Origin of the sequence: Methylomonas sp. AM2-LC (genome assembly GCF_039904985.1) — a bacterium.
In the GTDB taxonomy this organism is placed as follows: Bacteria; Pseudomonadota; Gammaproteobacteria; order Methylococcales; family Methylomonadaceae; genus Methylomonas.
This window is the reverse complement of sequence record NZ_CP157005.1, coordinates 2579389-2606167: the sequence shown is the minus strand read 5'-3', so window position 1 is coordinate 2606167 and position 26779 is coordinate 2579389. Positions and strand designations below refer to the sequence as shown.

At 42.9% G+C, this 26779-nt stretch carries 17 protein-coding genes and 1 pseudogene; 8 read left to right on the top strand and 10 right to left on the bottom strand.

The genetic code is table 11. From position 1 onward, the window contains the following. Window positions 1-135: 135 nt before the first annotated feature. The 4 genes from ABH008_RS11745 (at window position 136) to ABH008_RS11730 (ending at window position 8587) form a co-directional block, all read left to right on the top strand. On the top strand, window positions 136-1206 hold the full coding sequence (locus ABH008_RS11745; RefSeq protein ID WP_347985806.1) for an HD domain-containing phosphohydrolase: 1071 nt from the start codon (window positions 136-138) through the stop codon (window positions 1204-1206). A 6-nt stretch (window positions 1207-1212) separates the two neighbouring features. Beyond that, entirely contained in the window at window positions 1213-5871 is a 4659-nt protein-coding gene (locus tag ABH008_RS11740) for a transporter substrate-binding domain-containing protein (RefSeq protein WP_347985805.1), read from the top strand. Window positions 5872-6193: 322 nt separating this feature from the next. Then, entirely contained in the window at window positions 6194-7795 is a 1602-nt protein-coding gene (locus ABH008_RS11735; RefSeq protein ID WP_347985804.1) for a vanadium-dependent haloperoxidase, read from the top strand. A 171-nt stretch (window positions 7796-7966) separates the two neighbouring features. Continuing rightward, complete coding sequence (locus ABH008_RS11730) at window positions 7967-8587, top strand: hypothetical protein (RefSeq protein ID WP_347985803.1); 621 nt, start codon at window positions 7967-7969, stop codon at window positions 8585-8587. Between the two features lie 227 nt (window positions 8588-8814). Here ABH008_RS11730 and ABH008_RS11725 read toward each other — a convergent pair whose 3' ends face one another. Then, window positions 8815-9471, bottom strand: a complete 657-nt coding sequence (locus tag ABH008_RS11725) for a PEP-CTERM sorting domain-containing protein (RefSeq protein ID WP_347985802.1) — start codon at window positions 9469-9471, stop codon at window positions 8815-8817. Window positions 9472-10213: 742 nt separating this feature from the next. Here ABH008_RS11725 and ABH008_RS11720 point away from each other — a divergent pair. Continuing rightward, window positions 10214-10777 carry a hypothetical protein gene (locus ABH008_RS11720; RefSeq protein WP_347985801.1) on the top strand — a complete coding sequence of 188 codons (564 nt, stop codon included), beginning with the start codon at window positions 10214-10216 and terminating at the stop codon, window positions 10775-10777. Between the two features lie 135 nt (window positions 10778-10912). Here ABH008_RS11720 and ABH008_RS11715 read toward each other — a convergent pair whose 3' ends face one another. The 7 genes and pseudogenes from ABH008_RS11715 to ABH008_RS11685 all read right to left on the bottom strand — a co-directional run bounded on the left by ABH008_RS11715 (window position 10913) and on the right by ABH008_RS11685 (window position 20765). Then, complete coding sequence (locus tag ABH008_RS11715) at window positions 10913-11455, bottom strand: chemotaxis protein CheW (RefSeq protein WP_347985800.1); 543 nt, start codon at window positions 11453-11455, stop codon at window positions 10913-10915. Between the two features lie 10 nt (window positions 11456-11465). Then, window positions 11466-13115 (bottom strand): methyl-accepting chemotaxis protein, encoded by a 1650-nt coding sequence (locus ABH008_RS11710; protein ID WP_347985799.1) that lies wholly within the window; start codon window positions 13113-13115, stop codon window positions 11466-11468. A 619-nt stretch (window positions 13116-13734) separates the two neighbouring features. Then, on the bottom strand, window positions 13735-14277 hold the full coding sequence (locus tag ABH008_RS11705; RefSeq protein ID WP_347985798.1) for a chemotaxis protein CheW: 543 nt from the start codon (window positions 14275-14277) through the stop codon (window positions 13735-13737). Between the two features lie 10 nt (window positions 14278-14287). Then, a pseudogene (locus ABH008_RS11700) lies at window positions 14288-14917 on the bottom strand (methyl-accepting chemotaxis protein); the annotation flags it as partial. Window positions 14918-14929: 12 nt separating this feature from the next. Continuing rightward, the gene (locus ABH008_RS11695) at window positions 14930-15940 is read right to left on the bottom strand and encodes a methyl-accepting chemotaxis protein (protein ID WP_347985797.1); all 1011 of its coding nucleotides are present in this window, start codon (window positions 15938-15940) and stop codon (window positions 14930-14932) included. A gap of 179 nt (window positions 15941-16119) precedes the next feature. Beyond that, on the bottom strand, window positions 16120-18321 hold the full coding sequence (locus ABH008_RS11690; RefSeq protein WP_347985796.1) for a chemotaxis protein CheA: 2202 nt from the start codon (window positions 18319-18321) through the stop codon (window positions 16120-16122). Window positions 18322-18575: 254 nt separating this feature from the next. Beyond that, the gene (locus ABH008_RS11685) at window positions 18576-20765 is read right to left on the bottom strand and encodes a methyl-accepting chemotaxis protein (protein WP_347985795.1); all 2190 of its coding nucleotides are present in this window, start codon (window positions 20763-20765) and stop codon (window positions 18576-18578) included. 558 nt (window positions 20766-21323) lie between these two features. Here ABH008_RS11685 and ABH008_RS11680 point away from each other — a divergent pair. Continuing rightward, window positions 21324-22895 carry an alginate export family protein gene (locus ABH008_RS11680; protein ID WP_347985794.1) on the top strand — a complete coding sequence of 524 codons (1572 nt, stop codon included), beginning with the start codon at window positions 21324-21326 and terminating at the stop codon, window positions 22893-22895. A 191-nt stretch (window positions 22896-23086) separates the two neighbouring features. On the opposite strand, the gene ABH008_RS11675 is transcribed toward ABH008_RS11680, so the two are convergent. Beyond that, window positions 23087-23953, bottom strand: a complete 867-nt coding sequence (locus ABH008_RS11675; protein WP_347985793.1) for a hypothetical protein — start codon at window positions 23951-23953, stop codon at window positions 23087-23089. Between the two features lie 728 nt (window positions 23954-24681). On the opposite strand from ABH008_RS11675, the gene ABH008_RS11670 reads away from it, so the two are divergent. Together ABH008_RS11670 and ABH008_RS11665 are read left to right on the top strand one after the other, a co-directional pair. After that, window positions 24682-25158, top strand: a complete 477-nt coding sequence (locus ABH008_RS11670; protein WP_347985792.1) for a hypothetical protein — start codon at window positions 24682-24684, stop codon at window positions 25156-25158. Between the two features lie 138 nt (window positions 25159-25296). After that, the gene (locus ABH008_RS11665; protein ID WP_347985791.1) at window positions 25297-26211 is read left to right on the top strand and encodes a hypothetical protein; all 915 of its coding nucleotides are present in this window, start codon (window positions 25297-25299) and stop codon (window positions 26209-26211) included. 133 nt (window positions 26212-26344) lie between these two features. Here ABH008_RS11665 and ABH008_RS11660 read toward each other — a convergent pair whose 3' ends face one another. Then, window positions 26345-26659, bottom strand: coding sequence for a transposase (locus ABH008_RS11660; protein ID WP_347985790.1), 315 nt, complete (start codon window positions 26657-26659; stop codon window positions 26345-26347). Window positions 26660-26779: the final 120 nt, after the last annotated feature.

The window sequence follows — 26779 nt, the reverse complement described above, 5'->3', positions numbered from 1 at the left end:
ACCATTAACCACAGGGTATATGTGCTTCTATAATTGAGCAATAATATAAGTTGGTGCTAAACTAAACACAGCATTAGCATGATTGGCCATATCATGACAATTAACATCAACCATTAAAAAAACAATATATTGCTGATGATAGAGTCCATAATAAGCGAAACTCCGCATATTTTAATTGTTGATGATGTTGCTGAAAATATTCAATTAGCCATGAATATTTTACAAGAAGATGATTATGAATTTTCGTTTGCGGATAGCGGCGAAAAAGCAATTACGCTGATTAATGAAAATAATGTCGTTTTCGATTTAATCTTGCTGGATATTATGATGCCTGGCAAAGATGGTTTCCAGATATGCAAGGAGATAAAATCATTACCCAACTGTCAGGACGTGCCGGTCATTTTTTTATCGGCTAAAACGGATGTAGATTCCATCACCAAAGGTTTTGAATGCAAAGGTGTCGATTACATCAGCAAACCTTTTCATGCCAGCGAGTTACTGGCCAGAGTACGCACCCATCTTGAACTCTACGGCGCCAAAAAAATCCTTAAAACACAGAATGTTAAGCTCGAAATAAAATCTCAGGTCGAGCGCCTGCGTTTATTAACTGAACTGGAACAAAATCAAAAGGAAATGATTTACATCTTAACAGAAGTGATGGAATCCACTTCAGATGAAACCGGCAAACACATTAAACGCATGGCCGAGTTATCCCGCTTACTGGCTAAACTCTATCCCAGTTTAAATGACGAAGATATAGACACCATTTTTAATGCGGCCCCCATGCACGATATCGGCAAAATTATGATTCCGGCAGAAATTTTGCACAAACCCGGACGTTACACCGATGCCGAATTTGAGGTCATGAAGCAACACAGTGGCTTGGCTTATCAGCTACTCAGCCGTTCACCACGCAAACTGATGAAAGCGGCCGCCATTATTGCCCATGAACATCATGAGAAATGGGATGGTTCCGGTTATCCGCGCGGCTTAAAAGGTGCCGATATTCACATTTACGGCCGCATTGTCGCCTTGGCCGATGTCTTTGATGCCCTAACCCACTCTAGACGCTATAAAAATGCCTGGTCCATTACCGAAGCCGTTGACTACATTAAATCGCTAAGCGGCAGCCATTTCGATCCTGAGTTAGTCGATATTTTTATACAGCATATTGATGAATTTATCGCCATAGCTGCAATAGAATAAATAGTGATGTTCTTGGGCAGGTTGGCTAAATTCCTAAGTACTGCTGCTTCCATCTATATTTTACTGCTATTTTTAATCATCATACCCGCAAGCGCAGCAGCCATTACTTCGTTTGAACAGCCTGCAATTGATAACCAGCCACAGGCATTAATTACTGGCAAAGCCAAAGCCATTAACCAGACCTTAACCGCCAAAGAAAAAAAATGGATCAAACAACATCCTAAACTGATCGTAGGTGCAGAACATGACTGGGCACCGTTCGATTTTGTTAACGCCGAAGGCCAATATAATGGCGTAGCTTACGATTATTTAAGCTTGATTGCCGAAAAAACCGGCTTAAAATTTGAGATTAAACTCGGTATCTGGAACGATTTACTAGACAAAATCCGCAATCGGCAAATCGATATTTTACCCGCAGCCTTCTATAGCAAAGAACGCGCAAGCTATGTCAATTTTACTAGCGCCTATTTCCAAGCCTTAGACTATTTTTTTATCCGCAGTGATCTCGATATCAAGTCCCTGGACGATCTTGATGGCAAAAGAGTGGCCATACCCAAGAACTATGTTTATGCAGAACATCTAAGACTAGCGTTTCCAAAAGTAATCATTGTCAATGTCGATACCTTTACCGCAGCCATTGATGCCGTATTGGAAAACCGCGCCGATATGTTATACGACACCTATGCCAGCATTAGTTATGCACTCAAAAAAGAAGGGGTAAACACTATTATTCCCTTCAAATCGGCTAGAGAGCTGGACAGCCACCCCATACATATGATCAGCCGCAATGATCAGCCAGAATTGGCAGCTATACTGCAAAAAGCCTTAAACTCCATTTCAGCACAAGAAAAACAGACCATTTATAACCGCTGGATCGGTTTTGAAGCCCCAGTTGAGAAACAAAACTTAAACTTAAGCTCCGAACAGCAAACCTGGCTAAGCAAACATCCGCTGATCAAACTGGGTAGCGAAGCAGAATGGCCACCCTATGAATTTGTAGATCAAACCGGAAAGTTTCAAGGTTTAAGCGCAGATGTCATCCATTTATTAGAACAACGTCTAGGCATACATTTTGAAATAACAAGCCGCTATCCGTGGTCAACCACCTTAGCCAAAGTCAAAAATCACGAAATTGATATGGTCAGCAGTGTGGTTAAAACCCCTGATCGTGAACAGTTTCTGAATTTTTCCATGCCTTTTGTCTCACCACCCAGCGTAGTCTATACGCGCAAAGATGTCGCCGATATTTCCCGACTTGACGATTTAAACGGCAAAATCGTTGTAGTCGAAAATGCCTATTACTTGCACGAGCGTATCGCCAAAGACTATCCAGCCATCCAACTATTAGTAGTTGATACCACTACAGAGGCTTTAAAAGCCCTATCGTTTGCAAAAGCCGATGCCTATATTGGTAACCAGGGCGTTGCCAACTGGATCATTGAGCAAAATGCTTACACTAACTTAAGAATCAATCACGCTTCAAGCTTTGATAAGGGCGATTTGTGTTTTGGGATACGCAAAGATTGGCCGCTATTGCCAGAAATTATAAACAAAGCCCTGGAATCCATCTCCGCAGATGAAATGCTGACAATCCGCAGAAAATGGTTGGGTGTCAGCCCCGATCAGCAAGGTTTGAATTTAAGCGCAACCGAACGTGCCTGGCTGGATGCGCATAAGCTTATTCATTTTACCGGCAATCCCAATCGACTACCCTATGAAGCCTTTACCGATAAAGCCGAATACGCCGGTATGGTGTCGGATTATTTAAGGTTAATTCAACAAAGACTGGGTATCACTATCCAGATTGAAAAAAGCAAAACCTGGCAGGAATCGCTGCAAAAATTTAAAAATGGACACATTGATCTATTGTCGCAAACCCTTGATTCTTCGGCGTTATCCACCTTAAAATATACGCAAACCTATTTATCCAGTCCAGTCGTAATCGTCATGCGCGACGACGAAAAGTTTATTGAAAACTTAGCACAAATACAGCATAAAAAAATAGGCGTGATTAAAGATTACGACTATGTAAATACTATTACCCGCCAATACCCCAATATCGACTTTTATGCAGTCACTAGCATACAAGAAGGCTTAAGTCTGGTATCCAGCGGTAAAATCGACGCATTTTTAGAGGCCGTGGCCCCCGTCAGTTATCAAATTACCGAACTAGGCATTCATAATATTCGCATTGTTGGAAAAACCGAATTTAACGCCCCCCTTGTATTAGCAGTGAGTGAAAATTACTTACCGTTAATCCCACTACTAAACAGAGCGCTCAACGATATAACGCCTGCGGAAAAACAAAAAATTCATAATATCTGGACAGGTAAGCAGGCAGTCACCGTACTGACCGATTATTCCTTGCTGGCAAAAATTGCTGGCGCGCTGATATTACTGAATGCGATATTTTTTTATTGGAATCGCAAATTAAAGAATGAAGTGCAAAAACGTCTGGCGAGTGAATGTGAAGTCAGGCTACTGAACGAACGATTTGCCTTGGCAACCGAACTGGTCTCCTTAGGCGTATGGCAATGGGATTATAGTGCCAGCAATAGCTTTGTGTTTGATGAACGCATGTTCGAAATGTATCAGATCCCCCCTCAAGCACGCGTGTCTTTCACGGAATGGATCAGTAAAATTCACCCAGACGACCGCCACTTAATCGAAAACCTACCCCATCTGGCTGATCAGCAACATTTAGAGTTTCGCATACTGCGGGCCGATGGTCAGATTCGCTATATTTATGCCGGTTCTACCCGAGTAGTGGATGAAAGCAGTGGCCATATTAAGGTGTTTGGCGTAAATTGGGATATTACCGAACGTAAACAAGCGGATGCGCAATTTAAAGCCATTATAGACGGCTTGCCGCTAACCGTTTTAATTGCCGACAATAATGGGCTTATATTATTGGATAATCCACAAGCAAAACGCGAGATAGCCGATCACACCAGCATCATAGGCCGCAATACCTCCGAATTTTATGCAGACCCACTAGAAAAAGGCAAAATATTAGACATTTTGCACACTCAGGGCAGCATCACACAACGTCAAGTCCGTTATAAAATTTCCGCCGATGAAACCATAGATTGCCTACTATCGATTATGCCTATCCATTATAAGGAGCAACATGCCTGGTTGGCGGTAATCATTAATTTAACTGCACGCATCAAAATGGAGCAGGACTTGGCGGAGGCCAAAAATCAGGCCGAACGGGCCAACCATGCTAAATCAGCCTTTCTGGCAAATATGAGCCATGAAATTCGTACCCCCATGAATGCCATCCTGGGTTTCACCGAATTATTGAATGAACGCATACAGGACCCACACCTTAAGTCTTATGTAAAAACCATCCATAACGCAGGATACACCTTATTAACCTTGATTAACGACATACTGGATTTAAGCAAAATTGAAGCCGGTAAAATGAGTATCCAAAAAACGGCGGTTAATCCTCACGAGATGTTTACCGAACTGGGCCATATATTTATGATGGCCCTGCGTAAGAAAAACCTGGATTTGATATTGGAAATCGATGCCAATATTCCAGACAGCCTGATGCTGGATCTTACCCGTTTACGTCAGGTACTCTTCAATCTGATTGGCAATGCCGTAAAATTTACCGAGCAAGGTTATATCCGTGTTAGAGCCAAAACCGCAAACGAAAACCCAATACGCAGCCACCTGGATTTATTAATCGAAATCGAGGACACCGGTATCGGTATTCCAGGCAATGAACAGGAATCGGTATTTTCAGAGTTTACGCAACTGGATAGTCCCGACCAACAATCCGGTACAGGTTTAGGCTTATCGATCAGTCGACGTCTGGTAGAACTAATGGGCGGGAGTATATCCATTAAAAGTCAACCCGGCCACGGTTCTACTTTTACGGTACGCTTGAATCAAGTGGATGTGGCTGCCATTAAAGTAACGCCCAGCTCCCGTTTTAACCACTCAACACCCGCAGAAATCCTATTTCGACCAGCCACAGTACTGGTGGTAGACGACATAGAAAATAACCGCCGTCTGATTAGGGAAAACTTTATCGGCAGTCAAGTAAGCTTACTAGAAGCCGAAAATGGGCTTGAGGCCATCGCAGTAGCCGAATTACAGGATATACACTTGATTTTAATGGACATCAGAATGCCGGTGATGGATGGTTATCAAGCGGCAAAAGCCATTAAAGCCTTTAAACAAGTTCCCATTATTGCTTTAACCGCTTCAGTCATGCAAGATGACTTCGAACGTATCCAGAGCGATCATTTTGATGCCTACTTAAAAAAACCCATCCTGCGTCAGGAGTTAGTCGCTTGCTTAAGCCAATTTCTTCCGCACCAAGTTAACGAACCTGAACCTTTGCAAAATAAGAATGTGAGCTTAACAGAGGCAGAACTGCTGGTGTTACCCATGGTTTTACAGCAACTGCATCAGCAACAAGATAACTGGAAGACAATACAAGACAGTAATAATATTTCGGCCATGAAACGCTTCGCCGCTAATTTACTAAAAATTGCCGATGAATATGATTTTACACCGCTCCAGGACTACGCCAATAATTTACAGGACTGTATAGGTCATTTCGATATTGATGGTATTACCACCCTACTTCGAGAATTTCCCGATTTTCAAAAAAGTTTACAGGTAGCCCAAACTGTAAGCCCATAACCCACAATCGTCAAAGCGATCACTCCATAGGACGTCAATAGCGCAGCGTATTGCGCCGGTTGCAATCAAACAACTTTCTTGAAGCCTAATGCTCCCTAAACAACCCTCTCTTTGATAATTCGGCACTATAGGCAACACTGTTACCCGACAGACAGCCAATCAACAACCGTTGATGACCAAGCATCACCACACTATCCATAAAAACAAATTAACATTACATTTCAATAACATATAAATTGGCATTGATAATGCTTTTACCGAATTAGCAGTTTATACAATGATGGTTATAACTGTTTAATTTTTTAATGACATTGAGGTTTATATGAAAAATTTAAAGCACGCTTTTCTCCCCACCAAAATCACTTTATCTGTCGCCATTTGCCTATCTGCCACACCGGTTTTTGCGGATGAGGTAACCAATTGGAATTATTATAGCGTTCTGGCCACAAAAGCCGCGACCTCACTAACGACAGGCAATGCGGGTAATGCGCTAAACTCTAACGTAGCTACCCGAATTGAAGCTATTGAAGCGCGTGCGGTTTACGATGCAGTGAATGCAATCAATCATTTCAGTAATGACAGTTACTATTATACAAACACCAGCACCTTAAGCGGATTAACCTCCATTTCCGCCTCGGTTGCAGCGGCTCAAGCGGCACATGACGTACTAAAAGCTTCCCTGCCAACCACAGGCACATGGCCTGCCACCTTAACTTGGTTAGATACGCAGTTAGCCAGTGATCTAACCGCCTTAGGCGCTAGTTCCAGCGATGCCGGTATTGCTGTCGGTCAAGCAGCGGCCGCCGCTGCATTAGCGGCAAGATCAGCAGATTATTCCAAAGTAAGAACCACCTATACTCCTTCTAGCAATCTGTCAGTTAATGCTGCCAATGCCGTCGTAGCCAATGCTACGGGTAACCCTGGAGTCGGTTTATGGCGCCCAAGCAACGGCGCAGCAGGCGTGATAGATCCAATAACAGGTGCGCCAACCGGTTTCGACGCAACTGGCAACATCCAAGCAGCTGCCGCCATAGACTTTAACTGGAAAAATGTAACACCGTTTAGCATAAGCACATTCGAAAAACAGAAGTTAGTCGCCGCAGTACCCGCCGCCCTACAAGTGGGTAGCGCGGAATATACTCAGGAAGTGTCATTTGTACAAAATCATGGTGAGGATTCCTCAAATCCAGGCAGCCGCAGCAATGATCAATTGTTACAAGCCCTATATTACAAACAGGATGCGGAATTACACATTAATGAAGCGGCAAGATTAGCCTCAGCAGCACACAATTTAGGTCTAAATCAAAACGCCAAACTGTTTGCAGCCTTGGACAACGCACTTGCTGATTCACGTATTGCCACTTGGCAAGCAAAATACGATCTGGATTTCTGGCGTCCTATCACCGCAATCAATGCAGATGCAAACGGTAATGTTGCCAGTTACAACTGGAAACCACTCGGTGTAACCCCGGCTCACCCATCCAGCCCAGCCGGACATAGTGCAACTGTAGCAGCAGGTGCAGAGATACTGCGCGCATTTTTCAATTCCGATAGCATACTCCCCAATAACTCACCCGTTACCCTTACCAGTATTCCCTGGCTGATAGGCACCAATAACGGCACAGGTCAATTGGCAACCGCCATTAATGGACAGGACTCAACTACGCGTAACGTTTCCAGTTTTAGCCAAATACAGCTAGAAAACGGTCAAAGCCGACTTTATTTGGGCGTACACTTCGGTAATGACAATTTTCAAGGACAAACGCTGGGCTTATCAATCGCAGATCAGATTATCAATGCACAATTGGATCCAGCAGCGCACGGTTTGAGAATCTTTAAAGGCAATAACAGCGTGGCTAACGGCATCAATTTGCATAGAATTTTAGTCAATGACTCTGCTAATTCTGGGTTCTTTGGTCTTTAAGTCAGATAAGTGTTAAACGCAATCAATCATTAATAGGAACAAAGCATGGAGGTAGGCCGATCTGTTAATAGCATCGCCTATCTCCTTGACTGCACATACGTATTATTTCTGATAGAAAACTTATTGCTTCTTCATTTAGCTAGATACAACATACTTTTAAGGATAATGGTTATGAAACCAAATACTGTCAATCGTCTCAACCCATGTTTGCCACTAGTCATACTATTGATTTCGGCATCAACTGCACAAGCGGACACGCTAGATATTTTTGCTGGTTATAATGCGACCACTAACAACACCTATTTTGAAATTCAGGATAATACTGGCTACGATTTAACCAATATCCAGTTCACCGCTACTGCTGCAGGCGCGACTGATACCAGCAGTGTTGAATATGGTTGGACGAGTTCACCATGGTCAGTTGCCGATATAGCTGCTAACCAACAATCGGTCAATTACTTCAACGGCACACAAGCTTTTCAATCTGCATTCGCAGGCACTTATGCTAATTCAGGACTCACGCCCAGTGACTTGACTTACCAATTTAGCGGCGATTTGAATGGGCAGTTAATTCAACTGACATTTACGGGTGGAGATGGCGTTAGTGGACCCGCATTTTTAGGCCTAGATCAATTTGGCAATGCCACAGGTCAAACTGATTTTGGGCAAGTAGCTACTTATACGGTGGCTAGCGTTCCGTTACCCAATGCATTTTACTTGTTTGCAACCAGCTTAATAGGTTTTGTCGTTAGCCGTAAACAAAAACCAGGCATCCAAACAGCGTTTGCATAGCCTTAGAAACCATTCCTTTTCTCACTATTCGTTCTGCAGCCTTCGATAAACTCAGAAAAGCTTTATCGAAGGCTAGTGTCTTGAAGGTGTTCATATCCTGTTGCCTAATTACCTATAAGCGTCAGCAACACCGATCCCTTATCACTAGATAGAAGTAGCTGATAAACTTTAAATCAGTTTTTGCTGTACCCGCTACAAGCCATAGGCTTTTAAGACTACATTTGCCATTAAGCATTATTACGGCTGCGAATTAGGCCTAAAAATCCCATTCCCATCAAAATAAATGTCGAAGGCTCCGGTACGGCTGTCGCCAAATTAGTATTTGTTCCACTTGATGGAGGCGTCAAAGGAGCGCCGTCAATGGAAAGATCGATAACTACATCGAAGAAACTGCTTATATTGAACTGACCCGTTCCGTTTGGCGAAATAGTGCTAATACCTGTCGAACTGGCTGTCGGATCCAGCTTCAGTTCGATGGTGTGACCGCCGGCTACCCCGGTCAGATCCATTGACGTTATTTGGGTCAAAAAACTACCCAATGGAGAAGCACTGGATCTCCCCATTACAGTAACTTGTGTAATGCCATCCAGGCTAAATGCGGTATTGCTTCCAAAAGCATCCAGAAACCCAACAAAATGCGTACTGAGCGTATCTACTTCATTGCCTTGAATAGACGATACGCTAGTTGGAGTAAATTGAAAATCGCCAGCCTTGATGGTTGCAGTTCCAGGATAAACGATATCGGCGCTATGATAACTAGGATTTCCGGGCTGATTGAACTGCGGAAACGGTTGCGGGATGTCGCTAGTGAACGTGTCGGCCTGAACATTCCGCATAAAAACGACTACTCCCATAATACCAATATAAAACAACTTTTTACGCATTGTAATCACCTATGAATTTTTAAGAAAAAAACTGCATTAATCTCATAAATTTACTACTGATAAATAATCACGCCATTCATCATAAAACATTCTCGGTATTAATATGATTTACTTTTTATGCGGCAAGCTGAAATTTGATTACCCAAATAGATTAATATAACACCATTTTTCCCATAACAATTTGCCAATCAGATTTTTTGGTTAGCGCTTGCTATGCCTGTGCATTGGCTGATACTATCCAGATACTCAACAAAATCCGCCAAGCTTCAATCACGTTAGCATTACGCTACGTACGATTACATTAACGTTTTAATACAAAAACCCAGGTTACTATCAAAATATTTAATCATTTAATAATCAATAACCTACCACACATACACCTACTTTAGTTTGATTACGTTTGAAAAAAACCAATATTTCTGATAAAAACGCTAATAAGAAAAAAAGCAACTCCCAAATTATCAGGCTTGACCGTTCGTAAGTTCGTACTTTGTACGCCCCATAAACTGCGTAGTCCAAAGCACTTAACCAAAGACCTTTGTAAATTCTCAGTTCCTAGACGGGTGCAACCCACCCCTACCGATTCAGGCTATTTAACCAAGGTGAGAAGCTACGAAAAACGCTAAACAGTATCTGTTAGGCATTGGAAAGAAAATCTCTGGCTTTGTGGAAAAAGATAGCCGGACTTCCTCTTTGCAATTAATACCGCTCCCCCCATTAACTAATCAAAGAGGTTTTATTCATGGATTTTAAATTTAGCAAAACAGTCATGTTAGCCATGGGGTTAATTCTGGCAAACAATGCAAATGCAGATACCTATCACTTTTCGGAAACCATTTCAGGTGCGACAATTACCGGCAGCTTTACCGGAACAACCACTGACGGCAACAGCATCACTAACCTATCTAACATCAGTGTGTTTGATAATGGGGTAGCGTTTAATGGAAACGGTAATTTACTGGCGTATTCGTTTCAAAGTACCTCACCAACAACCACGGCACCGACACTAGGTGGCGCAGTCGTCACCATCAATGGTTTTGGCAATAATTTCGTGTTTTTGGATAAAGATTATTATAGTACCTGGACCAATGAATTATCCGGTGGAAACGATGGCACCGCTAAAAATACCTACAACTTAATTGCTTTTCCAAGAGATAACCTGCACTTTAACAACACCGCTCCCGAGAATTGGAGCGTTACAGATGTGACTTCACCTGTTCCTGAATCAGCAGAGTGGGTAATGATGCTATTAGGCTTACCCATGATTGGCTGGGTAGTTCGCCGTAAAACAGGTTTGGGTCGCTAAAACCTTGAATTAAAATTTTTCCTGATTCCCCATAAGCATCAGCACAAGTAAACATAGCATTCAGATTTTGCTACAGGGCTTTTATCTGATTACAAAGTGTCGGTGTTGCAGAAGCTTATGAGTAATCAGGTAATGTTAAGCGTTTTCGACACCGCGGCTGACTGCCGCCATTTCTTCAATGGATAAAACCCGGTTAACATTCAGCAATATTACAAAGCTATCATCGCGTTTGGCCATGGCATTAATAAAGTTCGAAGGGACACTGGCGCCAAAGCTAGGCGCCGGTTCAATATCATTCTGATTAATTTCCACCACTTCATTCACGGCATCGACAATAATACCGATATCTTGCGGCTCGCCCTCTTCAGTATCCCGAAGGGTTTCTACAATAATAATGCTGGTACGTTTATCTATTAGCGTATTGCCTTTGCCAAAACGCGCTTGCAGGTCTATCACAGGTACCGCGCTACCGCGCAGATTAATCACACCACGTACAAAGGATGGCATCATGGGTACCTCGGTGAGGTAACCGTAATCTATAATTTCTTTAGTATGTAGTATGCCTATGGCATAGCTCTCTCCGCCTAAAATGAAAGTGAGATACTGGCCGGCGCTGGCGGTATGCTTTGTGCTAACTTTAGCAGGCAAATGTTCAGTGGTTTTGGCAACAGCGGTCATGGCTATTTCTCTAGAAGTGTTTAAATTTATCTAAGTTAACATCACTCTCAACTCGACTGCGAGTGAATTGTTGACTGACATGCGCTTTGGATTTGTCAAAATTATGTGAGCCTTTCGCAACATTCCTGCTACCCACTATCCCGCTTTGATTAATTTTAAATATACTCATTAATTCTTGCAGGGCTTCAGCTTGACTAGTCATTTCTTCCGCCGTTGCTGACAGCTCTTCGCTGGCGGAGGCGTTTTGCTGAGTCACTTGGTTCATCTGATTCATGGTTAAATTAATCTGACTGACACCAACCGATTGCTCTTGTGAGGCTGCGGCAATTTCTTGTACCAAATCCGAGGTTTTAGTAATACTAGGTACAATTTCATCCAACAAATGCCCAGCCGTTTCCGCTGTTTTAACACTGCTTTCCGCCAATTGGCCAATTTCATGTGCCGCTACCTGGCTGCGTTCTGCCAATTTACGCACTTCGGCTGCCACCACAGCAAAACCTTTGCCATGATCACCAGCCCGCGCTGCTTCGATGGCGGCATTCAGTGCCAACATATTGGTTTGATAAGCAATATCGTCAATAATGCCAATCCTATTGGCAATTTGTTTCATGGCATCCACCGTTTGCTTAACAGCTGTACCGCCTTCTGTCGCTTCTTTGGAGGCTTTGCCAGCCATACCATCGGTCACTTTGGCATTGTCTGCATTCTGGTTAATACTGGCCGACATTTCCTCGATACTGGCGCTGGTTTCCTCAACACTGGCCGCTTGTTCACTGGTAGCCTGCGATAAGGATTGCGCAGTGGCACTAATCTGTTCGGAAGCATTACTCAATTGATCGGCCGCTGAAATCACTTCGCTAATGGTTTCTTCCAAATTATGGCTCATGTTTTTCATGGCGGCCATCACACTATCTGTATCACCGCTTTTCAACACAATCACACCAGTCAGATCGCCACCTGCAATTTGATTGGCTAGCTTAACTACCGCTTCCGGTTCACCGCCCAATTGACGAAGTAAGTTGCGCACGATCAACCAGGCTAATACACAGATAATTAACAACGATATAATAGTAATCACTATCGATTGAGTAACGGCAGAAACTTTAACCGCAGCCGCATCATCACCCGCTTTTTTTGCCAACTCGACATTTAAGTCCATATGATCGTTAATCGTTGCAGCCAGTTTTTCAGCAAGTGGAATGTTTTTAGTCAACATTTCTCGAGCCTTGTCATTATGATTTTGGCGCGATTCGGCCACTATAGGTTGAACATCGGCTTCCATCAGCCGCAATAGATTTTTTTCCTGTTCCAGTAATTCCCGGTCTTTGTCATTGGAAATGCAACTGACCCCCAAACAACCATTAAATTCGTATTTTTTGATGGCGTCCCTTGAGCCATCGATGTTGCCTTTAAGAATGTCCTCTATTTCGCCCATTTTGCTGGGATCGGTATTGAGTACATGCCGATTGATTCCCAGTCTAATTCTTAGTACATTTTTTCTAAGATCATCAACCAACACTAGCGAAGGTACTATATTTTCAGTTGAGTAATTAGCTGATGTATACACCCGATTAATCTGCACATACCCGACTATGGATAAAAACAACAAACCGGTAATGGCGGCACCGACTAGCAACAACATACGTTGGACAACAGTCATATCTGACTCCTTAAAATTTTTTTAACATACATCAGGCCTTGACCCGGACCAGGGTTCGAAAAATAACAGACTTTTGCAAGCTACCCACACAAACAACGAAAATCAGCGCCTCCTTACCTGTAGCGAGGCCAGTGGCATGTAGGACGTAGGCTGGGTTGAATAAAATGAAACCCAGCTTCGAAGCTTACACATACCATGGGTTGCTATGATTGGTTAGCTAAACATTTGATTAATCAGATAAAATTTATTAATTAATCGTCATAAAGAATACCAATCAACATTTTTAACCTGTTTAAAAGCTAATGGCAGTAAACTTTAATTACTTAATATAAATATAACGTAAAAAAAAAGAATGAGGATAAACGATATTGTATTTGTGATGCCTATCATAAAAACACTATATATTATATGTAAATTGTAGCATTTTTAAAATGCAAACAAGGGCATACAGAAGAATTGAACCGTCTAGTATTGTGTGAAAACAACTCTAGGGATGGGGCGTTATGGTTTACCGTATACCTTTCATGATTCGACAAGACTCATCAGGTAAGGCATACGGCAGATGTAAAACAGATACAATTAAAATAGTTCTACCCTATTTAGCCAGTAGACTAGCCAGTTAAGCATATTCGACGCTATGACTTAAGGCCGCCATTTCATCGATAGATAAAACCCGGTTAACATTCAGCAATATTACAAATCTATCATCGCGTTTGGCCATGGCATTAATAAAGTCCGACGGGATACCCGCGCCAAAGCTAGGTGCCGGTTCAATATCACTCTGATTAATATCCACCACTTCATTCACTGCATCAACAATAATACCAATATCTTGCTGATCACCCTCTTCAGTGTCCCTATGCGTTTCCACAATAATGATACCGGTACGTTTGTCTACTGCCGTATTGCCTTTACCAAAACGTGCTTGCAGGTCTATCACAGGTACCACGCTACCGCGCAAATTAATAACACCACGCACAAAGGAAGGCATCATTGGTACTTCGGTGAGGTAGCCGTAATCTATAATTTCTTTGGTATTGAGTATGCCAATGGCATAAACTTCACCACCCAGTACAAAAGTGAGATACTGCCCGGCGCTGGCGGTTTGCTTTGCGCTTACTTTAGCAGGCATCTGTTCATTGGTTTTGGTAAGGGCTGACATGACTATTCCTCTAGAAGCTGTTGAATTTATCGACGTTGACATCACTATCACTTCGACTGCGAGTGACTTGCCGATTGGCATGCGTTTTAAATTTGTCAGAATTATGAGAGCCTTTCGTAACATTACGGTTACCCCCTACCCCGCTTTGATTAATTTTAAATATACTCATCAAATCTTGCAGGGCTTCAACTTGACTAGCCATCTCTTCCGCTGTTGCTGACAGCTCTTCGCTGGCGGAGGCGTTTTGTTGAGTCACTTGGTTCATCTGATTCATGGTTAAATTAATCTGACTGACACCCACCGATTGCTCTTGCGAGGCTGCCGCAATTTCTTGCACCAAATCAGAGGTTTTAGTGATACTGGGCACAATTTCATCCAACAAATGTCCAGCCGTTTCCGCTGTTTTAACACTGCTTTCCGCTAATTGACCAATTTCCTGTGCCGCTATTTGGCTGCGTTCTGCCAGTTTACGCACTTCGGCCGCCACTACCGCAAAGCCTTTGCCATGATCGCCAGCCCGTGCCGCTTCAATGGCAGCATTCAGTGCCAACATATTGGTTTGATACGCAATATCGTCAATAATGCCAATTCGATTGGCAATTTGTTTCATGGCGTCCACCGTTTGCTTAACAGCTGTACCGCCTTCTGTCGCTTATTTGGACGCTTTACCAGCCATACCATCGGTCACTTTGGCATTGTCTGCATTCTGGTTAATACTGGCCGACATTTCCTCGATACTGGCGCTGGTTTCCTCAACGCTGGCCGCTTGTTCACTAGTGGCTTGTGACAAAGATTGTGCAGTGGCGCTAATCTGCTCAGAGGCATTACTCAATTGATCTGCGGCTGAAATCACTTCGGTTATGGTTTGTTCAAGGTTCTGACTCATATTTTTCATGGCGGCCATTACGCTATCGGTATCACCGGCTTTCAACATAATCTGACCAGTCAGATCACCAGTAGCAATTTTTCCCGCCAGTATTGCTACATCAGAGGGTTCACCGCCAAGTTGCTGCGCTAAAGTTCTATTTAACCTAAATAATAGCCAACCAATCGACAAAATGGCAACGAGAGAGATGAGAATAGATACATACGTAGAGGTTTGTTTTACTGCAACGCCATCGTTATAGCCTTTTTGGGCCAACTCGGCGTTGTAATCTAATTCTGTATTAACGGCTACTTGCAATTTCTGTACTGCCGGTATCAACAAATCTCGGGTTGCGGTTTCTGCCTCCTTGGTTCTACTTTGTTTAGAAAGTTCAAAAACTTTAAGCCTTTGCGCATCGTAATTGGCTAATAATAAGATAACCTCATCAAACATTTTTTGTTCTTTATCATCAGACATGCAAGTTTTACCGCCACAGGCTATGCTGGTATAGTCTTTTAAGCTGTCATCCAATTTTTTACGGGTTTCGTTGATTTTGGGTTCGAGAGCTCTCATGCCAGCATCATCGGTAATGATTACATGAAATAAAGAAAGTTCGCGCAAGTCGGCAAAGCTCTCACGAATTTTAAAAAAAGACTGAAAAGTGGGTACCGTATTAACGGATGCGTAACTTGCAGCCTCAAACACCTTGTCTGTTTGGTAATAACCAGAGCCGGATAGCGCTAAAAGCGCCAAAATCACTGAATAGGTCAGTATGGAAAGTCTTTTATAAAGTGACATGTGTTTTTCCTTTTACATTGATTGAATCGATTGCGTAACTATCAGGTATATTTATTGGCGAATTAAAACTGAATGACTGCGTCAACGCCCATCGCAACTTGATTGAACTGACGTCCAACGTGAAAAGGTGCAATTTGCCCATCAACACAAATTTAATATTGTCATACTTTACTCATGTATCAGGCCTCCTCCCTTACATCGCTTTGCTGCAAAACTAAATTTTTGCGATCTACCCACTCAATTAAGGAGGGAACATCCAAAATCAACGCCACCTTACCCGTGCCCAGTATGGTTGAACCCGCCACCCCTTTGATATGAGCAAACAGACTGCCTAACGGTTTGATGACGGTTTGAAATTCGCCTAACAACTGGTCAACAATAAGCCCCATTTTGTTGCCTGCATATTCCACCACCACCACATTTTCCTGAGCAGGTGGTGTACCACCCAAGTTGAATACATTGCGTAAGCGGATTAACGGCAGCACTTGACCGCGCAAATCCATAAATTCGCGCTGAGCATTATCCGTAGGTAAAGCCACGCATTCATGAATTTTATCTAACGGTATAACAAAGGTGGATTGTTCGATACTAACCATAAAGCCATCGATAATCGCCAAAGTAAGCGGTAAATAAATGCGCATGGTGGCGCCCTTACCCGATTCGCTGTCAACTTCTATACTTCCACGTAAGGCGGTGACATTACTTTTCACGACATCCATACCCACGCCACGCCCCGACAGGTTGGATAACTGTTGCGCGGTTGAAAAACCCGGTTCGAATATCAAGGCATAGATTTCCTGGTCGGATAAATTAGCATTAGCGGATACCATACCGCGTTCCACTGCTTTTTGCAGTATCCGCTCCCGATTTAAGCCGCCGCCATCGTCACCCACTTCGATAACAATGCTACCCGACGCGTGATAGGCGTTAAGCCTCAGCGTACCTTTAGCCGGTTTGCCATTTTGCAGACGTACGTCTGCGGGTTCGATACCGTGATCCATCGAATTACGTACCAAATGCATCAACGGATCACCGATTTTTTCCACCACCGATTTGTCCACTTCAGTATCGCCGCCGCTGATGGACAATTCAATATCTTTACCCAATTCTTTACTGACATCACGAACAATACGCTGAAAACGGGCAAAGGTAGCGCCGATGGGCACCATACGCAATTGCAGAGTCGTTCCCCTAACTTCTTCAATAAGGCGCATGACATTACCCGTCATTTCCTTCAGGATAGTGTCGTCTGAGAGTTGTGAGCGCAAATTAACGCCAGCACTGGAGATGACCAGCTCACCAATCAGATCAATCAATTTGTCCAGACGATCGGCATCTACCCGGATACTTTGGTTTTCTGTATTTTTCTTATCTTTAATTTGTTTTTGTTTTTCCAGAGCGGCAGCAACAATAGGTTGTTGCACCGCTTGCTGTTCGATCAAAATTTCGCCGATAGGCTGACTAATTTGAACGGAATTGGCAGTGCTTACTTCACGCTTACTCTGACTTTGCAGCGCAGCCTCAAGTTCACGCTGCGTTACAGCACCACTATTAATGAGTAATTCACCCAGAAACTTCTCATCTTCAGGTAATTCTTTAATCAGTTGTATGTAATCACCGATTTCACTATCGGCGGGGAGAATGCGGATAATGCTGCTATCTCTAACAAACTCAAACACATTTTCTATGTCTGTTTTATGCGCTTCACTTTTTAATTCTATTTCAAAGCCCAAATAACTGCTTTCAGCATCCATTAACTCGGCTTCTGGTATGCCTTGAGAGATGGTAGTTAGGTGGACAATATCGCCCAGCGTTTTTAGGTAACTAATAAATGCCAGAGGGTCCATGCCTTCGCGAAACGAATCTATGCCAAAACGCAAAGAAAGATGCCAGTTACCAGTAACTTGCGCAGGACTACCCAGTGATTCAATATGATCAGGTTTTTCTGCTGTTGTGGCTACGCTATGTTGAGTATCACCCTGTAGATAAGGCTGAAGTTTATCCAGCAAGGCTTGACCGCTGGCCGTTAAGGCCGGGTCTGCCTGCATTTGACCATCACTGACACCGCGTATCAGCAACACAATATGATCCGTACAAGGCAACAGAGCCGCGATAAGGTCGCTGGAAATGTCTAGTTTACCGTCTCTTAATGAGTCCAGTACACTTTCAACCACATGCGTAAAAGCCACAATGTGATCAAGCCCAAATAAACCTGCCGAGCCTTTAATGGTATGTGCAGTGCGGAAGATGGCGTTAATGTGTTCAGCAGGCTCTTCAGCCGTTTCAATAGTCAACAGCCCTTCTTCCATGTCTTGCAACAATTCCAAACTTTCTATGGTGAATGTCACCAAGGCTTCGCGCATTTCATCATCAAAACTCATAACATGGGCTCCTAGTCAGGGATAATATGAATTGATCGCCAAAAGCCGTAATGAACTTAAAAAATTCCATGTTATTCAACACCACATTGCTATACATGACGAAGTTAAAAGCGCTGCCTATACGGGCAGATTCATAGTTGAGCATAAACAAATTGTGTAAATCACGGTTAGCAAACTGCATGACATAAACATCTTTAATGTTTGTCATGCATCCCTGTTTACTTTAATCTTTAATGGCTGATCGTAATCAACACCTAAAAGTGATCGAACTTACTTAAATTGAATTCAGAATTGGTTTTATTACTCACAAAGTGCACACTTGGTTTTACCTTTTCCGGTTTAGTAGAAGTTTTGCTTGCGCTATAGCCAATCGCTGTATTCGTACTAGCGTTTACTTTGAAAAAACTCATCAGGTTTTGCAATTGTTCCACTTGTTCGGTCATTTCTTCGGCAGTCGCAGCCAGTTCTTCGCTGGCCGAGGCGTTTTGCTGGGTAATCTGATTCATCTGATTCATAGCCGTATTAATCTGGCTAGCACCCGCCGATTGCTCGTGGGACGCGGCAGCGATTTCCTGTACCAAGTCTGATGTTTTGGCAATACTGGGAACAATTTCGTCCAATAATTTGCCGGCAGTTTCGGCCGTTTTGACGCTGGATTCAGCCAGAATACCGATTTCCTGGGCGGCCGTTTGACTGCGTTCCGCCAGTTTACGTACTTCAGCTGCCACCACCGCAAAACCTTTACCATGATCACCAGCACGCGCCGCTTCGATGGCAGCATTCAGCGCCAGCATATTGGTTTGGTAGGCAATATCGTCGATGATGCCAATTTTGCCAGCGATGCTTTTCATGGCTTCTACCGTTTGTTTAACAGCCTCGCCACCATCGCTGGCTTCTTTTGACGCTTTACCGGCCATGCCATCAGTCACTTTAGCATTTTCGGCATTCAGGTTAATACTGGCTGCCATTTCTTCAATACTAGCGCTTGTTTCTTCAACACTGGCTGCCTGCTCACTAGACGCTTGCGACAAAGATTGCGAGGTTGCGCTGATCTGTTCGGAAGCATTATTCAATTGCTGAGCAGCACTGACTACTTCTTCAATGGTTTGCGAAAGTTTGGAAATGGTGTTGTTGACAGTGTCTTTAAAGTCACCTAACTGGCCTTTGTAATCACCTTTTACAGTGCGAGTCAAATCACCCTGTTCGACCAATGCCAGCACCTCTACAGCTTCGTTAATGGGCAGGGTAATACCATCAAGAATTTGATTAATACTTTGTACAAGTACACGGAAATCGCCGTGATGTTTAACCGCATCAGCACGCGTGTCTAGCAACCCATTGCTTGCTGCTTCTATCAGGAGGTTGGTATCGGTTAAAACCGCTTGTATATTAGTACGAATTTGGTTAATTGCCTCGTTAATAAAGGCTTTTTTACCCGGCAGAGGTTCAATATCCGCAGCAAGATTACCGAGTCCAAACTGTTCCACACACGCAATAGCTTTTCTTTTCACATCAATATGCGCTGTCACCATGTCGTTAACCCCTTGCGCCATGGTTTGAAAACTGCCTTGGAATTTGTGACAGTCAACCACCACATCAATATTCCCTTTGGTATGCTCTACGGCCATATTGTCCATTTCCACCAATAGCGTTTTGATGGTATCGCTCATATGTTTCATTGCAGACATCACACTGCTAGTATCGCCGGACTTGAGAACAATTTCCGCACTGAGATCACCGGCAGCAATATTATTGGCCAAACCTGCAACATCGCCGGGCTCCCCACCTAACTGACGCATCAGATTGCGTGTCACCAGCCAGGCAATTGTTATACCCAAGCCCAAAGCAAGCAAGGTAACAGTCAACAGTAGCGAACGCCCCGAATTGTAAAGTTGCAATGATTCATTGGCAGTGTCGTTCATCAATTCATCCTGAAAATCGATCTCAACGTTCAAGGTTTTAACATAGGCAACATTAATTGGTGCAAATTCATTTAATAAATAATCGATTACCGTACGTCGGCTAATAGTCTTATCGGTATACTGCTTAAATAAAAAATCGTATTTGGTATTAAGTAAAGCACTTTGTTCTTTAACAGCGTTGAATAATTCGCGGCCCTTAGGATGTTTAATGATGGGATCAAGGTACTCCATATCCGCTTTGTTTTCGTTACGGTTTTTGTCGATAGCCGCTTTGTATTCATCCAGTTTTGCAGGATCTTCAACCAACACCAAATTGCGTAACAACCGACCGTTATCAAGCGTTCTTTTAGCAATATTATTTAAAATTTTGGTTTTAGCGTAGCGGTCATCGATGATGAATTTTGTTTTATCGGACAAGGTGGACATATTGTTGATACCGATATAAACGTTGATACCCATCAGGATCAACAGCAACGTAAAGCTGAGACCCAGTTTTACAACAAGTTTTACATTACTAAACATATTGTGTTCCTAAAATAAAATAAAATGAAAACTGCCTAACTACGACCAAATCACGACTAATATTGAATACGACGATTGCTTGTTGGAAGCTATGTGTATTGCATGTTTTAACGAATTAAAACCTACAATTTCGATACATCAAGGTTATAGCGCCTCCTTACTGTTACATAACGGAGTAAAACCTCTCCTATTTATACGAACATAAATGTTTGCCATAAAGATAGTGTAAAAATAAATGAATGATGTTAAGCGATATAGTATTTGTGACGCTTATCAAAAAATCAGTTTTGTTCTAATAATTATTTTTCGTAAAGATCTACAACATTTTTTCTGTCGGCATGTGCATTAATTATGCAACTCAAACTCTATTAACCCCGCTATTAACAAGGGCTTTCAGGCATCTGACCGTCACAATAGCAGTGCCGATATTTAGGTCTCGCATCTATAAAAATGACTTTAAAACCTAGAGAGTGCATGGCAACGGAAGTTGAAAGAATATCTATACTCAACATCAATCTACCATTCACCTTCATTACCAAGCTATGACAGGTTTTAACCATGCCCAATAAACTATTGAACAAAACTAATATCTGCCCATTAGTCGTTTTTAGCGTTTACATGGGGTTATTCTCGTGTATCAGTAGCACAACTTTTGCAGAGGGCAACACACCGATAAATCCGCAACCCACCCCGCCCCCGGCATACAGCAGATTGCCTATGACTACCTGGGGCAGCCAAATGAATGATGCCTTACTCGGCAATAAAAAATACGAAGCACCAGTATGGAATCTGCACAATTTTTTAGATTTACCAGACTGGTTGGAACTAAACGTAGACCAGCGTACCCGTTATGAAGATATGAATAATCAATTCAAAGCCAGCGCATTGGGAGGCGATCAACAAATTGCCTTACAAACTGATCTTTGGCTAGCCGCGCATCTGGGCAAATTTACATTCGCTACGGAATTTATGGATTCGCGCGGTATTGGCGGCAGTTACGGTCCCGGTAACAACCTGAACAATCTAAATAACAATGCGATAGATACGCTGGATTTCGTGCAAGCTTATGTGGCCTGGGCTGATAAGAATGTGTTATCCAGTCATCTGGGTGCCGAAATTAAAGTGGGGAGACAAACACTGGACTTGGGTAGTCGCCGCTTAATAGCCAGACCTTATTATCGGAACGCCTATAACAGCTTTACCGGTATTCGATTGCGGGTACTGGATAACGCCAAATGGCAGTTAAACAGCTTTTTCACCCTGCCAGTGAATCGTTGGCCCAGTGCCGCAGGCGGCATTAATGACAGCATTAGTCAACACGTACAGCAATTTGATCAGGAAGCGACCCGTACTTTTTTTTCAGGTGGCATTCTTGAAGCCTATAATCTGGCAACCACAAAAGTCAATGCGGAACTGTATTTATACAATCTGGATGAAGGAGATAGTTTTAACAACCCAACCCGAAAACGCCGTTATTTTACCCCTGGCCTGCGTTTCTACATCAAACCGAGCAAAGGCAACTTCGATTTTCAAGCAGAAGGTATGGCCCAGTACGGCACGGTTAGAGCCACCACAACCTCTACAACCGATCTACGGCATGAAGCCTATTCCTCACATCTAGAAGCAGGTTATACCTTGGACATGGCCTGGACACCGCGCTTTTCCATGGAGTATGACTATGCTACTGGAAGCAAAAACAAGAATGGCCCCAGCGATGAACGTTTTGACCCCTTATTCGGTGTGTCACCGGTAGACTTTGGCCCCTCGGGTATTTTTGCCCCAATCTCACGCAGCAATATCAACAGCCCAAGCTATCGATTTTCTGTTTCGCCGCGTTCAGACTTACTATTATCAGTTCAGCAACGTTTAGTTTGGCTTGCATCGTCCAGCGATTGCTGGGGAGCCGCCAGCTGCTCCGGTGCGCAACTCAATTTGAATCCCAGCGCAAAAAGTGGCAGCTATGTTGGCGATTTACTGGGCTTTACCGCCCGCTACGACTTTAACAGCAGCTGGAATCTAGAAACAGGCTGGTACCGTTTATTTAAAGGACAGTTTGCCAAAACCGCCCAAAACGCCCCTAGTGGTGGAGATGTGGACTATTTCTATGTACAAAGCCTGTTTAGATTTTAAGGTCTGGCAGTCTAAACCAGAATGATGTTCTAAATACCCAAAATTTGACTGGATTGACACTAACAGACAAACAGAGCCGATACTTAACCTCATAAAATAAGGTCATTTTCAATCGATTGAAAACGACCTTATTCCTGCTACAGCAAACTGAAAGCGTCTACCTTTTGAATAAACAGCCTATTCAGGTCGCTTTATGCAGACTTGCGACGATTTAAACACATAAAACCCGCCACAACTGAACCAAACAGCCAAACACTGGCAGGTACAGGCACAGCCGTCACTGCGCTGCCAGATATAACAACATTATCAAAACGCCAGTTGCCAGACGTGTTATTTAAGGCAGTGCCTTGGGTACTGATATTGTCTTTACCTGTTGAAGCGTTTACCAATTCAATAGCAAAATTAGGATTGTTTGCTGCAGATGGGTCATTAATGGTTGCAGTTAAACCAGTAAACCAATCCTGACCGGCCTTAGCACCGTTAGTTAAAAGATTATCGCTAATATAAGCACCATTAACGGTATTGGCAGATGTACTATTGGTTAACGCAGCCAGACCCAGCGAAGCGTTAGCGCCAATACTAATAGGGGTATTAATCCAAGTGGCCCCACCATCTGTGGTATATTCCAACTGCAAGTTTGCTTCACCTTGTGTGGTTGTATACCAGTCGAAGCTAACGTTAATCGCTTGGTAGCCTACTGTACTGGTCGTAAACTCTGCACCTTGAGTACCGATAGGAGCCAGACTTGACCAACCATTTGCGGTAACAGGATTGCTGCTGTTTTGTCCACGCACACGCCAAACATTGCTAGTATCAGCCAATCCATTAGCACCCGTATCAGCGCTCTTACCCACTAAAACATCGTCAGTAGTCACTCCTGCCGCTGGTGTTAAATAAGTCCCCATGTTTAACGAGCTTGCCGTGCCAGTACCTGTAGACGCAGCCGGATTATTATTAACAGCAACGCTGTTATTTTGGAAATTCCAAGCGGTGATGGTTGAAGCCTGAGCTACAGATAATGATGCCACTGACAGAGCCAGTATCGATATAATCTTCATTTTAGTCTTGCCTAAATTAACGAAAAGTGTAGTTAAATATTTGTCCCTTTAGCGATTGAGCCAGAGGAAATATAGTTAAAGAGGCAATCCGGCAATGCTTAATTAAATCATCCCAAGACTTTCCAATCAGAACATAAGGTAGACTAATTGGCTTTTTCTCTCACCTTACATCATGTCATTAATGTATTGCATAATTGTGAAGCTTTTGTTGCGTTATCATGACGTTAGTTTGTATTGGCTTTAGCTGGCTATCAATACCTGTTTTTTACCATTAATTATGCCGAAATGAATGGACCATTAAATTGATTTAACGACCACCTCGTAGGGTGTGGTGAGTTTACGAACCGCACCATGAATACACAGAAAACAATGACGCATTAAACCACTAATTAATACTTATATGTGTCATAGAAAGCCCCTAATGATCCACTTAACTGCTGGGTTTTATTTAAAACACACTCACTAGCATTAATTCTGTATACAGATGGAATTTACAAGCCAAATACCCACCCTTTTGCTTAATCTCTAAGCTAAATATAACAGTGATATTAATTACATAATGACCGTAAAAACATTAACAGATAACCTTAGTCAATAACAATATAGTTTACCCACAGTAAAAACCATCTTCTCTTAATTTTTACTGCTTACATGTACACGACCCCACATTGGCTCTACTTAAGGGGAGTGTCCATTACTTAACTATGAAAAGTTTTTGGAGTTTTATCATGAAAAACATAAAAAATATAAATCTGCCTAATTTGTCAGGTCGCGCTATTGCGTTTACAGGCTTACTTTTTTCATCCCTGCTTTTAGCCAACCCAGCTTTTGCACAATCAAACGGCCCTGGTAACGCTTTACATGCGGCTTACCCCAGTACCGCAAATTGCATAACCACCAGTAGCTATGCCGGTGTGACAAATACTTGTGGCTATCCAGTTTTGGTAGTGGGTTCTTTACAAGTAGCGACTGGCTGGCATAGTACATCGGTATCCATTTATGGTAACAACAGCAACTGCCAATTTCTCAGCACCAACGGTGTCGGCAATGGTTCTAACCTGGGTCCTGTAACTTATACCCTATCGGGTCCTAAAACCTGGCAAACATTAAATACCAGTAGCATTTATGTATGGGATTGGAGTCCTCTAATTGTACGCTGCTCTTTAGAATCGGGTGGCATCATTGGCTCATTTACAGCTATTTAAAATCAAGGAATTTACGGTGCAAGGAAGCACCGCATAATCCATGTTGGCATTTGCGCGATGCCTAACCGCAATAACTATACAGTCAACAGTACACCCGTTGATTAGAGTTATCACTTTATGGACCGGGGAATATAATTTATGAAACATAATACGTATTATTATGCATTGACTGCCATTGCGCTTAGTGCCGGCTATATGGGCTTGCATAATTTAAACAGTGTATCGGCCACACCCAAACTACAATCTGACAAACAGTTAACCACGCTAAGTAGTGTTGATCAAAATAACATGATTCAGGCAGCCGCTAAGAATGACCCGATTGCAATGCAAGTATCAACTATCACATCAAATGATAAAATACTGGTCGAAACAGAACATCGTGCTTTAGGTGATATTTTACGTGATGTAGAAATACAAAACGGAATACATTTTATCCTGTCAGCGCAAACTGCCAATAAAATAATCTTGATCAATCTTAAAGGTGCGCACCTGGAAGCTGGCTTACATACCTTATTTAATGGTTTAGACACATTTTATCAGTTTACCAGTAGTAATAGCTCCCCTGCCCGCTTAAGCAAAGTATGGATTTATCCCGCCGGTGAAGCAGATACCCTGTCTCCAGCCTCTCTCTCAGCCAGTGAGACTAAATCTAATCGTTTAACTGAATTGACACCAGCAAAAACCAGTTTCACGGAACAGAGCGACGCACCTATACAACCCGTCGCCGAAAAAACCATAAATGCTTTACACAGTAACAACCCGAATGTGCGCCTGCAAGTGTTGACACAGTTTCAACATAGCGGCTTAAGCTTACCACGAGATGTATTAGAAAAAATGTTAACTAGCGACGAGTCCGATAAAATCCGCGAAGCAGCGTTGTTATCCATAGCCGCCTTACCGGGTGTGTCGCTGGACGAACTTAAAAAAGAGGCTACCGGTGCCTTAAACGATAATAGTGAATCCGTTAGAAGTGCGGCAAAAGACTTATTGGATAAAATTGAAGCGGGTGTCAATGCGCCACAGCCTATTGATGACGAAGGTGGAGCTGGTTAAAATTAGCAGGACCGGATGTGCCAACCAACGGGCGGCGCATCTGTCGAGTTCAATACCATCAATATCCTTATAATCCAGCTAATAGCGTCTACAATGCTCCCAAAATTGGCGCTGCCAAATACCTCTTTCCCGTCTACACTTCCGGCTGACTGAAATTCTTTCGCCTTTTTTCAATTTTTTTGGAGAATACGCCTTTAAGCATATTCCAGTGTATTGATAAATTGGCATCGTCTTCAGGTAATGTCCAAATACAATGAAGATGATCAGGCAAAACGACAACAGCATCCATGCGAAAAAGATGCTGTTTTTGGATCTCTGCAAAGACTTCCCGTAATATATCTATATTATCGGCCAATAATCGGTTCGGCAAGATTAACGATAAAAAACCATGTGGCACCCGGAATGCAATGTCTACGGCATTCTGACATAAAGATAGATTAACTTCCAATTGATGCGCCGCCCGTTGGTTGGCACATCCTACACTTTAACCTTTTTGTATCATCAATGATCGGAACACGAACTAAACCCGACATTCAATTCTAAAACCCAATGACTGCAAAGGGTCAAA

Coding starts and splice junctions, on each gene's coding strand:
- ABH008_RS11740 (WP_347985805.1), top strand. CDS start 1,213: ATGTTCTTGGGCAGGTTGGCTAAATTCCTAAGTACTGCTGCTTCCATC.
- ABH008_RS11680 (WP_347985794.1), top strand. CDS start 21,324: ATGCCCAATAAACTATTGAACAAAACTAATATCTGCCCATTAGTCGTT.
- ABH008_RS11745 (WP_347985806.1), top strand. CDS start 136: ATGATAGAGTCCATAATAAGCGAAACTCCGCATATTTTAATTGTTGAT.
- ABH008_RS11725 (WP_347985802.1), bottom strand. CDS start 9,471: ATGCGTAAAAAGTTGTTTTATATTGGTATTATGGGAGTAGTCGTTTTT.
- ABH008_RS11690 (WP_347985796.1), bottom strand. CDS start 18,321: ATGAGTTTTGATGATGAAATGCGCGAAGCCTTGGTGACATTCACCATA.
- ABH008_RS11730 (WP_347985803.1), top strand. CDS start 7,967: ATGAAACCAAATACTGTCAATCGTCTCAACCCATGTTTGCCACTAGTC.
- ABH008_RS11735 (WP_347985804.1), top strand. CDS start 6,194: ATGAAAAATTTAAAGCACGCTTTTCTCCCCACCAAAATCACTTTATCT.
- ABH008_RS11675 (WP_347985793.1), bottom strand. CDS start 23,953: ATGAAGATTATATCGATACTGGCTCTGTCAGTGGCATCATTATCTGTA.
- ABH008_RS11710 (WP_347985799.1), bottom strand. CDS start 13,115: ATGACTGTTGTCCAACGTATGTTGTTGCTAGTCGGTGCCGCCATTACC.
- ABH008_RS11685 (WP_347985795.1), bottom strand. CDS start 20,765: ATGTTTAGTAATGTAAAACTTGTTGTAAAACTGGGTCTCAGCTTTACG.
- ABH008_RS11665 (WP_347985791.1), top strand. CDS start 25,297: ATGAAACATAATACGTATTATTATGCATTGACTGCCATTGCGCTTAGT.
- ABH008_RS11720 (WP_347985801.1), top strand. CDS start 10,214: ATGGATTTTAAATTTAGCAAAACAGTCATGTTAGCCATGGGGTTAATT.
- ABH008_RS11670 (WP_347985792.1), top strand. CDS start 24,682: ATGAAAAACATAAAAAATATAAATCTGCCTAATTTGTCAGGTCGCGCT.
- ABH008_RS11705 (WP_347985798.1), bottom strand. CDS start 14,277: ATGTCAGCCCTTACCAAAACCAATGAACAGATGCCTGCTAAAGTAAGC.
- ABH008_RS11715 (WP_347985800.1), bottom strand. CDS start 11,455: ATGACCGCTGTTGCCAAAACCACTGAACATTTGCCTGCTAAAGTTAGC.
- ABH008_RS11695 (WP_347985797.1), bottom strand. CDS start 15,940: ATGTCACTTTATAAAAGACTTTCCATACTGACCTATTCAGTGATTTTG.